Annotated in this window: 13 protein-coding genes; 1 reads left to right on the plus strand and 12 read right to left on the minus strand. The window is 43.5% G+C overall.

What is annotated here, in order from left to right:
• Positions 1 to 4: 4 nt before the first annotated feature.
• The 7 genes from IH597_03515 to IH597_03545 form a co-directional block, all read right to left on the minus strand.
• A complete protein-coding gene (locus IH597_03515) occupies positions 5 to 913 on the minus strand; it encodes a cation transporter (GenBank protein MBE0661514.1) in 909 nt (302 codons plus the stop codon).
• Positions 910 to 1,632: a 2-C-methyl-D-erythritol 4-phosphate cytidylyltransferase gene (locus tag IH597_03520; GenBank protein MBE0661515.1), complete on the minus strand. Its 723-nt coding sequence runs from the start codon at positions 1,630 to 1,632 to the stop codon at positions 910 to 912. The genes IH597_03515 and IH597_03520 overlap by 4 nt, the downstream gene beginning before the upstream one ends.
• An 18-nt stretch (positions 1,633 to 1,650) precedes the next feature.
• A complete protein-coding gene (gene queA, locus IH597_03525) occupies positions 1,651 to 2,706 on the minus strand; it encodes a tRNA preQ1(34) S-adenosylmethionine ribosyltransferase-isomerase QueA (GenBank protein MBE0661516.1) in 1,056 nt (351 codons plus the stop codon).
• Between the two features lie 211 nt (positions 2,707 to 2,917).
• Positions 2,918 to 3,640 carry a tRNA pseudouridine(55) synthase TruB gene (gene truB / locus IH597_03530; protein MBE0661517.1) on the minus strand — a complete coding sequence of 241 codons (723 nt, stop codon included), beginning with the start codon at positions 3,638 to 3,640 and terminating at the stop codon, positions 2,918 to 2,920.
• A gap of 33 nt (positions 3,641 to 3,673) precedes the next feature.
• Positions 3,674 to 4,465, minus strand: coding sequence for an undecaprenyl-diphosphate phosphatase (locus tag IH597_03535; GenBank protein ID MBE0661518.1), 792 nt, complete (start codon positions 4,463 to 4,465; stop codon positions 3,674 to 3,676).
• Entirely contained in the window at positions 4,466 to 4,750 is a 285-nt protein-coding gene (locus IH597_03540) for a DUF3098 domain-containing protein (protein ID MBE0661519.1), read from the minus strand.
• Between the two features lie 23 nt (positions 4,751 to 4,773).
• Positions 4,774 to 5,652, minus strand: a complete 879-nt coding sequence (locus tag IH597_03545; GenBank protein ID MBE0661520.1) for a cell division protein FtsX — start codon at positions 5,650 to 5,652, stop codon at positions 4,774 to 4,776.
• 313 nt (positions 5,653 to 5,965) lie between these two features.
• Here IH597_03545 and IH597_03550 point away from each other — a divergent pair, with 313 nt between their 5' ends.
• On the plus strand, positions 5,966 to 8,962 hold the full coding sequence (locus tag IH597_03550; GenBank protein MBE0661521.1) for a leucine--tRNA ligase: 2,997 nt from the start codon (positions 5,966 to 5,968) through the stop codon (positions 8,960 to 8,962).
• Here the strand turns inward: IH597_03550 and IH597_03555 are convergent.
• The 5 genes from IH597_03555 to IH597_03575 form a co-directional block, all read right to left on the minus strand.
• Complete coding sequence (locus IH597_03555; protein ID MBE0661522.1) at positions 8,959 to 11,901, minus strand: SPOR domain-containing protein; 2,943 nt, start codon at positions 11,899 to 11,901, stop codon at positions 8,959 to 8,961. The genes IH597_03550 and IH597_03555 overlap by 4 nt on opposite strands.
• Positions 11,902 to 11,971: 70 nt before the next feature.
• The gene (locus IH597_03560) at positions 11,972 to 12,532 is read right to left on the minus strand and encodes a DUF4402 domain-containing protein (GenBank protein MBE0661523.1); all 561 of its coding nucleotides are present in this window, start codon (positions 12,530 to 12,532) and stop codon (positions 11,972 to 11,974) included.
• A complete protein-coding gene (locus IH597_03565) occupies positions 12,529 to 13,413 on the minus strand; it encodes a molecular chaperone (GenBank protein ID MBE0661524.1) in 885 nt (294 codons plus the stop codon). The genes IH597_03560 and IH597_03565 overlap by 4 nt, the downstream gene beginning before the upstream one ends.
• A gap of 127 nt (positions 13,414 to 13,540) precedes the next feature.
• A complete protein-coding gene (locus IH597_03570) occupies positions 13,541 to 14,053 on the minus strand; it encodes a DUF4402 domain-containing protein (protein MBE0661525.1) in 513 nt (170 codons plus the stop codon).
• Between the two features lie 90 nt (positions 14,054 to 14,143).
• Positions 14,144 to 14,650: a DUF4402 domain-containing protein gene (locus IH597_03575; protein ID MBE0661526.1), complete on the minus strand. Its 507-nt coding sequence runs from the start codon at positions 14,648 to 14,650 to the stop codon at positions 14,144 to 14,146.
• Positions 14,651 to 14,722 lie beyond the last annotated feature (72 nt).

Raw genomic sequence — 14,722 nt, forward strand, 5'->3', positions numbered from 1 at the left:
CACTTTAAGATTGATTCCTGCTTAATCCGGCTGTGCTGTTAGGCTCCATGTGTATGGTAGCCGTTATTCCGGTTTCTTCGAGTATGGCGATCTCAATTTTTGAAGCAATATCGTGCGCGTTGTGAAGGGTCATATCGTGTGGCAGCTTGATATGGCAGGTAAGCTCGGTGTGATCTCCATAATTATGCGTGTGAACGTGATGAAGCTCAACATCACGGCCAATTACTTTTATAGGAATTTCTCTCAGTAAATCAACAAGTTGCTTGCTTGGCTTTTCACCAAGAATGCTCTGTGTTGAGTCTTTAATTATATCATACGCAGCATAAAATAAAGCTATTGAAACTAATATTCCAAGAGCGCCATCCATCCACCAGAAACGTGATCCGAAAATAATACCTACCAGGATCAGCAACGAAGATACCGAATCGCTACGATGGTGCCAGCCGTCAGCTTTTACGGATTTAGCGCCGGTTTTCCTGTAAATCCAAAATGCATATTGGGCCAGTGCCTCCTTTATAACCACCGACAGCACCGTTGCTACCAAAGCAATTGTGCCATATTGAGCTCCTTCATGATCCCGAAGCTTCCCGATCGAGTCAATCAGGAAGTTCAAACCAACAACTGCAAGCAAGGTTCCGATTATAAGTGCTGCAATCCATTCGGCTCGCCCATGACCGAAAGGGTGTTCATGATCGGCAGGCCTTGCAGAAATCCTGATCCCCACCAATAGGATCACAGAAGTAAGTGAGTCGCTGAGCGTATGCCATGCATCGGCAATGAGCGCTACTGATCCGCTTACAATTCCCGCCCAATATTTGATCAGAAATAGCCCAAGGTTGGCTGCCAGGGAGAACCAGCCTTCTTTTTTTGCAAGGCGAATGTTGTTTTTGGGATCGCGGCGACTAACAATCATAAGTCCTTGATTTTTGCATTCAGCAAAGCCTCGGCAATAGTTAAGTCCTGCGGGTTAGTTACTTTAATATTCCCAGCACTTCCTTCAATCAGTGTTACTTTTTCACCTGCTGCTTCTACCACTGTTGCATCATCAGTGAAATGAACCTGGTATTGATGCAGATAAGCTGCTTTAATTATGGAACATTTGAAAACCTGTGGTGTTTGAACCAACCTTAGCGTATTTCGCTCAACTGATTTGTGAGCCGGGCCGTTAACCATGCGAACCGAGTCACTTATGCCTACCACGGGAACCACAGCACCCGATTTCTCTGCCGATCGGAAAGTATTCGTTATTAATTCGGAACTTACCAATGGTCTTGCTCCGTCATGAATAGCCACCAAACTATCATCATCTATAAGGCCAAGACCATTTTTAACGGAATGAAAGCGCTCAGGCCCGCCTTCAACAACTTTATGTGGAATTATGAAATTGTATTGTAAGCAGAGCTCACTCCACGGGTTCATATAATCCTTTGGGATCACAACAACAATGCTGATACCGGGTTCGGCTTCGTAAAAAGCTTCAATGGGGTGCATCAGCATGGGCCTGCCGCACAAAAGTTCAAACTGTTTCGGGAGCTTGTTACTAAAGCGCTTACCGGTTCCGGCAGCAACTATGATCACGGATTTTTTCAAAGCTCTTGCACTTAATGCTGAGTAATAAAATGTGCCAGGCACTGCTTGCCGAAAGTCATGTCAGATAATTAACATGGCATCACCGTAAGAAAAGAATTTGTATTTCTTCTCAACAGCAACTTTATAGGCTTCCATAAGGAAGTCATAGCCTGCAAATGCGCACACCATCATCATCATGGGCGATTGAGGTAAATGGAAATTACTTATCATGCTGCTGGCAATACTGAAATCGTAAGGCGGAAAAATAAACTTGTTGGTCCAGCCTTTATAAGGTTTTAACAAGCCCGATATAGTAACTGAAGATTCTATGGCTTTCATAGATGTGGTTCCAACAGCACAAACCTTTTTCTTGTTTAGTTTGCTTTTGTTTACGATTGAAACGGCCAGGTCCTCAATAAGCATCTCTTCCGAATCGGTTTTGTGCTTGGTGAGGTCTTCAACTTCAATTCCCCTGAAGTTGCCAATACCAGCATGTAAAGTTACTTCGGCAAACGATACGCCTTTGAGCTCCAGCCTTTTCATAAGTTCCCGGCTGAAGTGGAGTCCGGCAGCAGGAGCTGCAACAGCGCCGATATTTTTGGCGAAGATGGTCTGATACCTTTCTTTGTCTTCCGGTTCAATATCACGCATACGCTGAATTTCTTCCGGCAGGGGCGGCCTTCCGATAGCTTCAATATTCCGTTTGAACTCATCGTACGATCCATCGTACAGAAAGCGAATGGTCCGACCGCGAGAGGTTGTGTTGTCAATTACTTCAGCTACCAACGAGTCGTCGTCGCCGAAATACAATTTGTTGCCAATACGGATTTTACGGGCAGGATCAACCAAAACGTCCCAAAGGCGTGTTTCGGCATTGAGTTCGCGTAATAAAAAAACAGTGATTTTTGCGCCGGTTTTTTCCTTTTCGCCGGTAAGCAAAGCTGGAAAAACCTTAGTATTATTGAGGATCATCACATCACCATCGCCGAAATATTCGAGGATGTCAGTAAAGTGTTTATGCTCAATGGTCTGGCCCTTTCTATTGAGCACCATGAGCTTTGCTTCATCGCGGTTACGCGCTGGGTGTTGTGCGATCAGGTCATTAGGCAAGTGAAACCTGAATTGTGATAACTTCATACAGTTCTAATAATCAATACCGATCTTGGAAAACGGGTGCAAAGATATGGCTTTTGCCTCTGAAAATCAAGTCCTAAAGTAAATTACTCATGAATCTTTTTTAATTTCATGATTTTTGCCATACTAGCTGTACTGACATTACCAGGCTATGATCCTGAATAACAGACAAGGCAGGATAATCAGAAACGATTTTAAAAATGCACGTAAATTCCTACAGTTCGCCTGGCATTTTTCCTATTTCCATTATACTGTTCAAAAGGTCATCAACTTCAAAGGCACTAATTGATTCAAAGTGGCCAATCCTATCGCGGTGCAAGGATTTGAGGTAAGCACCGCTGTTAAGCATAATGCCTAAATCACGGGCGATTGATCTTATATAAGTTCCTTTGCTGCAAACGATGCTGAACCCAACATCAGGCGGTTCGTAAGAAGAGATTGTAAATGCACGGACCGTTACTTTGCGGGATTTCAGCTCAAGTTCTTCCTTGTTGCGTGCAAAATCAAAAGCCCTTCGTCCTCCGATTTTTATTGCCGAAAATACTGGTGGAACCTGGTCAATTTCTCCTGTTAAATTACAGACCGCTTTTTGGATATCTTCTAAACTGATGTGGTCAAAAGGGTATGTTTGATCAATCTCAGTTTCCAGATCAAATGAAGGTGTGGTAGCGCCAAGTTGAAAGATGCCTGAATATTCTTTTTCCAGTTCCTGCATGCTTTCAATCTGTTTTGTGTGTTTACCACTGCACAGTATGAGCAACCCGGTGGCCAGCGGATCAAGCGTTCCTGCATGTCCGATGCGAAGTTTGGGAATGCCCATGTGCTTTTTTACCGCGTAACGCACCTTATTCACGACATCAAAAGAAGTCCAGCGATAGGGTTTGTTTACCGGAATAGTTTCGCCGGCTAAAAAGTCGAATGATTTTAATTTGTGCATCAGCAAGAGTTAAGAATGCGGCCCGATAAAGGCTCAGAATATTGAAAAAGCGATTGCAAGCAGACCAATAACAAGGCAATAAATAGAGAAGTAAGCAATATTGCCTTTGCGAACCAGCGCCAGCATCCAGCCACAGGCAATAATCCCTGAAACAAAAGCGGCGATAAAACCGACACCGAGTGGTAAAAGTTCATTGTCAACTGAAAAAGGTTCGGTAAACAAATCTCTGGCTTTCATCAACGTGGCCCCTGCAATTGGTGGCAAAACCATAAGAAATGAGAACTGGGTGGCGGCGCTTCGTTCGACGCCCAGCAATAAGGCGGTGCTAATGGTTGCACCCGATCTGGAAATCCCAGGTAAAATGGCTATGGTCTGGGCTATGCCAATGATCAGCGCATGAAAGTATCCCACTTCTTTGGTATTTGTTTTTACGAACCGTGTTAAAAATAAAATGGAGGCTGTAAGCAGTAACATAAAACCTACCAGCATAATGTTACCATCAAAAAACTGTTCAATCTGCGATTCAAAAAGTAAGCCGACAATCCCGGTTGGGATCATAGAAATTATAATCAGCGTGACGTATCGTGTTTCGGGGTTCCATTCAAAACGTAAAGTTTGGGTTATCAGATGCCAGATATCTTTTCTGAACACCACCAGAATGCTAAACATTGTAGCTGTATGAACAACTACCGAAAACATCAGATTATCAGAAAATTCAGTGCCGAGAATGGCTTTTCCGAGTTCGATATGACCGCTGCTGCTAACGGGAAGAAATTCAGTAAGCCCTTGAAGTAATCCAAGGATGAGCGCTTCTAACCAGGTCATTTAGTCTGCTTGTTTGTCAGATACTGGCTTTTTCATTATCGCATAAACGCCGATGACATACCCGGCAAGCACTAAAATAGGTGCAAGTGTGATGCGGCGGAAACTGAAAATAGAGCGGTCAAAAACATTAGGATCTTCTGAACCACCTCCGGACATCATGATGAATCCCAGCATGATAAAAAGCAAGGCAAGTATCACAAGAAAATAGTTTGACCTGTCAAAAACGAGTTCGGATACGTTTGAAGACTTTGGATTGGATCTGGAGGTGTCGGGTTTTGGTGTCATGGTAAAATGATATATGGTAAATCTTATTGATGCAATTCGTCGAGACTGGAACGCAAATACTTTCCAACTGCAAAGTAAGTTGAAATAAACGAAATAAGAACACCGAGAATTATCACTGACCCCATCAGGATCAAAAGCATATCAATATCTTGAATGGCTGATAGTTCCGGCATTTCCTGCCGTAAAAGATACAATACTCCCGCAAGTAGCAAAATGGCAATAAGAGCGCTGTAAATACCATGCAATATTCCTTGTACGATAAATGGTTTACGGATAAACGACTGGTTTGCCCCCACCAGTTGCATGCTGCGGATCAAAAAACGTTTTGAGTACACTGACAATCGGATTGTATTGTTGATCAAAGCGACGGCTATGAGCAGTAACAACAAACTAAATGCAAGCAAAACCAGGCTGATACGCCTTATGTTTTCATTTACAAGGTGAACGAGCGATTTCTGGTATAGCACTTCTTCAACAGCCGCATTGGTAAGCAGACTGTTTTCAATGTGCATCATGCTGTCAATGTTGGCCCAGTCTGCATTTAGTTTTATATCAATGGTAGGAAGCAGGGGATTATAACCAATAAAAGCGATGAAATCTTCGCCAAGCGCTTCTTTCAGTTCTTCAGCAGCCTTTTCGCGTGGAATGTACTCGGTTTGTTTAACATAGGATTCGCTTTCAAGCTGCTTAAGCAAACTACCAATGGCTTTTTCCTGAACATTGTTTTTAAGGATTACCGAAAGCCCGATATTTTCTCTTATCAATATTGAAAGCCGCTGCCCATGCAGCACAATCATTCCGATCATTCCGAGCATGAACAGCACCAGGCTGATGCTGATTATCGTAGTGATGTACGACGATTTTAATCTTCGCCGTGTATGCTTATCATCTTGTTTTGCCATAATCCTGATTAGACGGGCGAAATTACAAAAAAGAACGCTTCACAGGGTGAAGGTGAATTTGTGAGTGGTTAATTAGTAGAGTGATGCAGTATTGGAGTGATGGAGTGGTGGAGTGTGGGAGTGATGGACTTGACGGGATGCAAGCCCCGAGGCACGAGGGGATGGCATCCCTGATTGCTTAAGTCCACTTTCCCTTGAACTTTGAACCTGGAACCTTGAACCCGGACCCCACAACCTTCACTGAATTTTCCTAATTTTGCGCTCTGCCAAATTTAAGCAACAGATAGATAAACACTAAAACATACCCCGGAATATGGATTACAACTTCAATGAAATAGAACGCAAGTGGCAGCAATACTGGAAAGCAAACGATACCTACAAAGTTGGTATTGATCATAACAGGCCCAAGTATTATGTGCTTGATATGTTTCCATATCCTTCCGGCGCCGGCTTGCACGTTGGGCATCCACTGGGATATATTGCATCTGATATTTATTCCAGGTACAAACGGCTGAATGGGTTCAATGTATTGCATCCTATGGGTTTTGATGCCTACGGACTGCCTGCCGAGCAATATGCCATCCAAACCGGGCAGCATCCTGCGGTAACCACTGAGAAAAATATCCTACGCTATAAAGAACAGCTTGAAAGAATAGGCTTTTCATTCGACTGGAGCCGCGAGGTTCGAACCTGTGATCCTAAATACTATAAATGGACGCAATGGACTTTCATAAAACTTTTTGAGTCGTGGTATAATAAGAAAACCGATAGAGCCGAATCCATTGATAGCTTGATTGCTGCTTTTAAGGAAACCGGAAATACAGGTATTGAAGCAGCAGGTCCAGCTGTTGAAAGTTTCACAGCGGCTGAATGGAATGCAATGAGCGAAAATGAGCAACAGCAAATGCTGATGAATTACCGGCTGGCGTATTTATCTGAAACCCTCGTAAATTGGTGTCCCGAACTGGGAACCGTTTTGGCTAATGATGAGGTAAGCAATGGTTTTTCGGTTCGCGGAGGACATCCGGTTGAGCGCAAAATGATGCGGCAGTGGCAATTGCGCATTACTGCCTATACCCAGCGACTGCTTGAAGGACTTGATACAATTGACTGGTCGGAATCTATCAAAGAAATCCAGCGAAACTGGATAGGCCGCTCCGAAGGAGCTGAATTAAGTTTTACAGTTACTGCTACCAATGGTGAACAGCTTGAAATTGAAGTTTTCACAACCCGCCCCGATACCATTTTCGGAGCCACTTATATGGTTTTGGCCCCTGAGCATGCATTGGTTGAAAAGATTACAACTGCCGAAAAGGCAATTTCTGTTGAGGAATATGTAAAGTGGGCAAAGAACCGCAGCGACCGTGAGCGCATGACAGAAGTCAAAAAGGTGAGCGGGATGTTTACCGGCGCTTACGCGGTCAATCCGCTGAACAATAAAAAAATTCCCGTATGGATTGCCGATTACGTGCTCATGGGTTATGGAACCGGCGCCATCATGGCGGTTCCCGGTCACGACAGTCGCGACTTTGCTTTTGCCCGCCATTTCAACCTGCCCATTGTACAGGTAGTTTGTGGACATGGTGAGGAACCTTCTGACCCAGCAAACTGGGAGGGATCCTACGATGCAAAAGAAGGCGTGATGATCAACTCAGGCTTCATCAACGGAATGGATGTTCAGGATGGGATCAGTAAAACAATTGAGAAGATCGAAGAAATGGGCATTGGACGCGGAACCATTAACTACCGTTTGCGCGATGCCATTTTCAGCCGCCAACGTTATTGGGGCGAACCTTTCCCGGTTTATTATAAAGACGATATGCCTTACATGCTTCCAGAAGAGGAGCTTCCGCTCGAATTGCCTGAAGTTGATGCTTATTTGCCTACCGAAGCCGGCGATCCGCCGCTGGCCCGTGCAAAGAATTGGAAAACCCAAGAGGGTTGGCCACTTGAAACCAATACCATGCCTGGCTTTGCTGGCTCCAGCGCTTATTATCTGCGCTATATGGACCCGCAGAACGATGAAGAATATTTCTCGAAAGAAGCCAATGAATACTGGGAGAATGTAAACCTGTATATCGGGGGAGCGGAACATGCCACCGGTCATTTGATCTATGCCCGTTTTTGGAATAAATTCCTGTTTGACCTCGGCCTTGTATGCAAGGATGAGCCTTTTCAAAAACTGATCAACCAGGGGATGATACAGGGAGTAAGCCAAATGGCCAGAATACTTTATTATAGCCCAGAGAAAACGGAAGAGAACTTATTTGGTGGCGTTTCAAGTAACTCTTTGAATCAACCACCGTTTGAAGTTCCTGAAGAAAGTAATAATGTCACAACATTCATACTCCCAGCTAATTTCCCACAAATGTTTGTTACTGAACACTTAAGGCATATTCCATTAGAGTTTGTTGATGAAAAAACTGGCGTGTTATCTGAGCAATCCTTATTAGAATTAAAGAAGCATTATCCTTTATTTGAGAAAGATAACTATAGGATTCCAAATTCTGATGAAGTTAGAAGTGTTATCAAGCCGTATTACTATGATGAGTTCAAGTCTGACTGGAATGATGAATGGGATTCATATTTTGAAACTGGGAAAGTGCTACTTAAGCCAGAAGTTGAAAAAATGTCTAAGTCCAAATTTAATGTTGTTAATCCCGATCAACTGATTGAAAAATACGGAGCTGACACCCTTCGGTTGTATGAAATGTTCCTTGGCCCGCTGGAGCAATCCAAACCCTGGGACACCAACGGTATTGAGGGCGTTTTCCGTTTCATTCGAAAACTCTGGCGCTTGTATCACGATCACGAAAACAATTTCGTGGTAAGTGATGAGGAGCCAAGCCCACAGGAATTAAAAATCCTGCACCGTACCATTAAGAAAGTAAGGGAAGATATTGAGCGCTTTTCGTTCAATACAGCAGTGAGTAGTTTTATGATCTGCGTAAACGAATTGGCTGAAATCAAGTGCAACAAACGCCCAGTTTTACAGGAGTTGGCAATTCTTATTTCGCCGTATGCGCCACACCTTGCCGAGGAGTTATGGCATCAACTTGGCAATGCCGGAAGCGTTTGCGATGCAACTTATCCGGCTCACAACGAAAAATACCTGGTTGAAAACACCTTTGAATACCCGGTTTCATTCAACGGGAAAATGCGGTTCAAACTTGACCTGCCTCTGGACATGCCGGTTCCTGAAATTGAACAGGCAGTGTTGAATGCCGAAGAATCAGAGAAATGGTTAGGTGGAAACCCACCACGTAAGATCATTGTGGTTCCGAGAAGGATTATCAATGTGGTAGTTTAATCGCCTATTCTTCCCTGGAAGGAATTTATCCCTTGATTTTGCAATGTTGTGAAGCATTCAAGCGCTTCGGCCTGAGTTCTGAAATATCCGAACCTTAATTTGAACAAACCATCTTCCATCACTATTCCTGAAGGGAATGGAATAAATTCCATCAGCTGAATTTTTAAGACCCTGGCAGCTTGCTCCGTTGTGAATGCTCCGGCCTGAATGTAATACACTCCCCTGTTCAGATCGAACCCATCAGGGTTTTCATTTTCTACGATTTGTGGTTCTATCTCTTCAGCTATAGTTTTATCCGTTGATATTGCAACCCCTTGCTCTGAAATTACAGTTTGCTGTTCTTCAACCTGACCGGGAACAGTCAGGGTTGCGCCTTCTTCACTAATACGGTGCAGGGTAAAATCGAGTCCGTCAACAATATCGCCATAGCTTAAAGCTTCAATCTTGAAGTCAATGCGATTTGGCTCCACACGTAATCCCAACTTTTGTAATTGCGCTGAATCAACTTCTGCATAATAACTGCCCGGCGACAGGCCGAGATAAGTCAGATAACCATCTGATTCCGACATGATTTTTTTCACAAATGTGCCATCGGCCTTGTAGAAGTTCACAAGTATACGGCCCAGGCCTCTGCTTACGCGATCCTCATACAAAGCTATCATACCATTGACTTCGCCCACTGGCAGTATAGGTATTTCAAGTTTTTTGAACTGGTTGGGATCAATGTAAACGCTTAATATCTTTTCACGTAGGTGCCAGGCTATGTTATCCAGTCCGCTTTCATCCAACTCAAGCAGATAGCTTGCATATGGTTCAAGTTCAATAACGCGGATCAATGTATCATTAAGTGTTCGAATAATACGGCCACCGTTAATCCTGACTGCCAACCCGGTTGCCAAAGGCTCGTCCTTATCACGGATGCCATTGTGATTTATATCAAGGAAAGGTATAATGGTTAAGCCACCACGCCCGATTGAAGAACGGTTATCAGTGTGAATATAATTGTTGCCACTTCCAAAAGAAATGCTGCCACGCGCTCCCTGGCTTGTGGTAAGGAAGTCTTTGGTGATACGCGCCCCGGCATTTGTTTGTGCAAATGAAAGATCCCAGCGGAATGAAAAATCCAGGCTACGATAGGCCATCCGGACATTTTCTTCGTATGAAACTGAGAAGTAACCTGATCGTAGAATTTTCTTTTCAAGTTCAGCCTTAATGGAAATCAGTTCTTTATTATTAACATCAAGCTGGGCCTGGGGTCGGAGAGAGAAGCCGCGGCCCAGCCGCATACCAAGTGCAAGATTGCTGTAAACAAACGGAGTGCGCTGGTCAATCCAGCTTGCATAGGCCGAAAGGTTCGCACTTATTCCCCCTAAATGCGTAGAGAGGGTCATGTCAGCGGTGTTGTAATTCAGGTTTTCATAAATATTCTGTCTGAATGATAAACGAGTGAAACCTTTGAACTTTAAGAAACGCAGAGGAATTGCAAGCATGGCCTTGCGTTCTTCAAGATAATTAAAACGGATGGCTTGCTGGTCTTCTTCATAATTGGCATAATCCAACTCAAACATCAGATTTGATGGAAGCCGGTAACTGAACAAGGCCCTGGCTCTGACACCATGGGCATATTCCCCGCTCAACAGCATATTATTAAAGGGAGTAACAGAAGCTGACATGAATGGAATTTCTGCCCCAGCGCTAATGGATGAGAGATATTCCATACCGCCACCAAGTGTAAGAAAGCGATTCACTCCATAATTCAAAGCAGCACGCGAATAAATGGATTGATCTCCATCCTGTACCATACCGCCGGTAATATTGTACTCCAGTTCACCTTTGGGCAAAAAATTATAAGGGATATTAAGATATTGTTCCTGGATACGCTCTTCACCATAAGGCCCATAAAACTTAAGCACAACCTGCGAAGTTCCATAAACCATCGGGACATCGAAACTGAAAAACCCCGAAGCATCAGCAGTTACGTAATCAACTATTACATTATTAATGTAAAGTTCAACAGTCCAGCCGGGTTCAGTAAAATCAGTTAGGGTATATTCTCCAAAGGAGCGACGGAAAGTTGTTGGAGCATTGGTTGCTGTGACCCCTATAACCGGATTGTATATTGATGAAATTGAACCAGTACTGATTTTTCCAACCCTTACCTGTTTGATTAATATTGTATTATTATTAGCCCAACGCCAGAGGTAATGCTGGTTTCGATCATTAAATCCGTCGCGTGTTGAGTAGTTGAGATAGATATTGGTTTCACCGCCCAGCATCTCGGATCCAATACCCAGTGATGCACGCGTATCAGATTCATTGCCATTGATCTGGCTTGAACTGATTCCCCAATCTATCATTCCGAACCTTAAAAGATTGTAGTGACGAAAAATGGTTGTGTCTACTTCAACCTCCCCTCTTAACCTTTCAATGTTTTTACGCATCTGTTCCAACCTTAGTTCCCTTATCGCCGGCAATTCAAGTTCGGTTTTTAGTTCGACTGACAGGCTGCGGAAATGAAAAGTACAATATAATCCGAAGGCTTTGCCAAAAACACCTGTGTAGAGGAATAATCCAAAATCTGTTTTAATGAGCTCGCCTTCTTTTAAGGGTATGGATGTTCCGTCAATCTGTATTTGCTGGTTGGTATGATCAACGAGGTAGCGTTTTTCTTCATCAATTAAAAATCCGCTGATAGAATCCAGATGGTGGGATACTTTATGATTGATCCGCAGGTATTGAAATAACTCAGCAAGAGGTAACAGCAATTGGTCGTTTTCATAGGAATAAAGTGCATTGATCTCGAAACTTCCAACGCCTTGTACACGCATAAAAACAAATATCTCCTCGTATTCGGGCTCAGATACAATATCAGCAGCTAACAACCTGCACGGATACAGGCAGCAAACAACCAGGAATGCCAGTAAAATTGATCTGTTCATAGAAAATAACAATCCGTTTGATTATTTGATGAGGCTGCAAAAATGGTGAAAAATTAATGGTTGGTAGTTATCATTCCTGGATAAAAGTCACATTAAAATTACCTGTATATTCTCCTGCCGGATTCGAAATAATGCTCCCAACATGAAGCGTGCCTCCGATTTGCACAGGGGTTCTGAATGGGTGTCCGGCTGAAGTTACAAAACTTGTCCCCTTATCGGTAGGTCCTATGGTCATAGTCATGGTTTCCCCTCCTGCAATACGTGTAAGGAAAGTGGTTTGAGGACTGATCATGATATTTACAAGTCGTCCGGGAAGCAATTCAATTATAAAAATAGCAGGCTGACCTAAGCCACCAGCCAGCACAACGGTTCCTGTTGCAGAGCGCGAGCCAGTTGGGCTGATGATTACATTTCCTCCGGCACTGCCTGTATAAAAACCACCAAATCCAAGTTCCTGTGTTGCAAAAACTCTTATCTCACGTGGAGGTGGGAATGGAGAACCTTGTGCAAAAACGTTGTTAAAGACGCCAATTGTTAAAAAGAAAACGAAAAACAGCATCCGGAAAAAGCCAATGGTATTGTTGCTTTGGACGAAAAGAGGAAAGAATATTATTCTAAGGTGTTCAATCATTTATTCAGTAAAAGTTCCTGCTCATCATACATTTCTGGCTTGGCTTCGCTGGCGCTGCTATACCGGACAACAAGCTTGCCGGAACTATAGTCAACTCCATCGGGTTGACTTAGCTGCATGGAGAAGTTACGTTTGGAATTGGGCGTATATATGGCTATTCCCCTTACTATTCCCACTTCAATGGGTTCGCCGACAGAAGGAACATAGTTTATCGTCAGATCTCCATACACCGATTGATTACCTTCACGATTCATGGTCAGCGAAAAATCAGGTGGAGTATCTTCATTCAACTTAAGCGTCAGGTTGCTAAGCCTAACTCCGGCATTCAATTCGCCAATCCTGATAATAACAGGTATTGTGATACCAAATATGGGTGTAAGCCTGATACCGATAGCGGAAGTATCGGCTAGCATGTCTTCTTCTCCAAGAGGCTTCTCGTCAGGGACAGCCCTGAAGTACATATGCGACCTGTACTCTCCATTAACCATATCGGGCAATCTTCGCAATTGCATGCGAACCACCTGCGATTCGTTTGGAGCCAACGTTACTGAACGCGGGAAAAACCGGAGATATGCATCAGCAAAAAACTGTCCCGGTTCGGGACTTTCTATTTGTTCAAAGCCTCCCTCTTCGGTCATTCGGTATTGCACAAATGAAATTGAATATTTTGCTGTATCCTGGCCGGTATTTGCCAGGGTTATTTCCTGCTGTTGTCTGTTGCCTTCAAATACAACCCTTCGGGGTGTGATTAATAAATCACCCTGTGCACTCAAAGCTAGAGGATAAGTGGACAAGGCAATAACAACTATAACAAACATAAACTTTACAGTTGCAAGAATCTGATATCCACACATGTTTTTGTGAAGGTTTGTTGATGTCATGGCAATGAATTTTAATGAATCCTCAAAACTACTATTTTTTTGAATCTAAATATTTAATCCGTTGAGGCAGCTATAAATAAATTGTTGTGCTGGTCCAATGGAATAATGAAAAACCACCGTTTCAAAATCAATTATACGAGAAAGTCAGTTGAAAAGTTCCTGCATAGACGCCTACCGGGTTATCTTCATTGGGGCCAACATTAAGCACAGCGCCAATGCTCACCAGTCTTGAACCATCGGGCAAAGTGCTTGCTTCTGCACCTGCCGGCGGGTCAGACACCCATCCATCAACAAGCATAGTATTGCTGCTGCTCTGGTGTGTTAATACCGAAGGCCCATCGGGCAACTGTATTGTAAATGTGGCATCAGGCGCACCGGTGATAGTAAAGCGTCCGGGAGTATGTGGCCCGGATGCCAATATTACCGTTCCTTGCGCCGAACGAATACCGTCCGGACTGATCACAATGTTCCCCCCATTGGTTTCTGGTGAAAAACGGCCAAAGTTAAGTTGCTCATTTTCCTGCACAGTAAGGGCTTCGATGACCTCGGCAAAGGCTTGTGCCGTTATGCTGGACTGCGACCATGCATTGCCGGAAAGCATCACAAAAAGAGCGATTGCGGTAATGAGGCTGCGGTTCATAGTATTGTGTTAGTTTATAAGTTCCTTGAGCTAAAAAGAAAAAAGGGCAAGTGATCTGCATCATTTGCCCTTCCGTTCCCAATTTATTTTTTAGTTGTAGTTAACAATCACATCAAAAACACCTGTGTATGCGCCAGCTGCTTGGTCTGCATTTACATTCAGTGTGGCACCTACCTGGAAGGTTTCTGTTCCTCCGGTTAATACTTCTTCAGCATTGTGTACAAAAGCTGTCAGTTCCATATCTGGACCAACTCCGCTAAGCTTGATTGCTCCGTCTGCGGGCAAGGTAATGGAGTAAACAGCTCCCGAAAATCCTGTTGCAGTAAATTCTGCTGATGAAATGGTTCCTGGTACTGTTGGAAACGTTGCTCCTCCTGCTTGTGTCCTGTTATTTGAAACATCAACTGTTACTGTGCCGATTGTAGCGCTGGCAATAATGTTACCAAATGCTAAATCTTCAATTTTTTCAATTGAAATAGGGGTAATGATAAATGCGGTAGCAGTGGCTTGATCTGAAACATTGTACTGGGCGTTTACGTTTTCAACTGCGATTGTCATCAGGAAAAGACCGGCGAAGAGAGCGATTAATTTTTTCATTGTTTTGAATTTTTGAGTTAATGATTTTTATTTGCTTGAATTTTTTGTTCTGTGTTTGCTGTTAACAAAATG

The sequence above is a fragment of the Bacteroidales bacterium genome (assembly GCA_014860575.1).
Lineage (GTDB): Bacteria > Bacteroidota > Bacteroidia > Bacteroidales > JAAYJT01 > JAAYJT01.

Coding starts and splice junctions, on each gene's coding strand:
- IH597_03515 (MBE0661514.1), bottom strand. CDS start 913: ATGATTGTTAGTCGCCGCGATCCCAAAAACAACATTCGCCTTGCAAAA.
- queA (MBE0661516.1), bottom strand. CDS start 2,706: ATGAAGTTATCACAATTCAGGTTTCACTTGCCTAATGACCTGATCGCA.
- truB (MBE0661517.1), bottom strand. CDS start 3,640: ATGCACAAATTAAAATCATTCGACTTTTTAGCCGGCGAAACTATTCCG.
- IH597_03535 (MBE0661518.1), bottom strand. CDS start 4,465: ATGACCTGGTTAGAAGCGCTCATCCTTGGATTACTTCAAGGGCTTACT.
- IH597_03540 (MBE0661519.1), bottom strand. CDS start 4,750: ATGACACCAAAACCCGACACCTCCAGATCCAATCCAAAGTCTTCAAAC.
- IH597_03545 (MBE0661520.1), bottom strand. CDS start 5,652: ATGGCAAAACAAGATGATAAGCATACACGGCGAAGATTAAAATCGTCG.
- IH597_03550 (MBE0661521.1), top strand. CDS start 5,966: ATGGATTACAACTTCAATGAAATAGAACGCAAGTGGCAGCAATACTGG.
- IH597_03555 (MBE0661522.1), bottom strand. CDS start 11,901: ATGAACAGATCAATTTTACTGGCATTCCTGGTTGTTTGCTGCCTGTAT.
- IH597_03560 (MBE0661523.1), bottom strand. CDS start 12,532: ATGATTGAACACCTTAGAATAATATTCTTTCCTCTTTTCGTCCAAAGC.
- IH597_03565 (MBE0661524.1), bottom strand. CDS start 13,413: ATGACATCAACAAACCTTCACAAAAACATGTGTGGATATCAGATTCTT.
- IH597_03570 (MBE0661525.1), bottom strand. CDS start 14,053: ATGAACCGCAGCCTCATTACCGCAATCGCTCTTTTTGTGATGCTTTCC.
- IH597_03575 (MBE0661526.1), bottom strand. CDS start 14,650: ATGAAAAAATTAATCGCTCTCTTCGCCGGTCTTTTCCTGATGACAATC.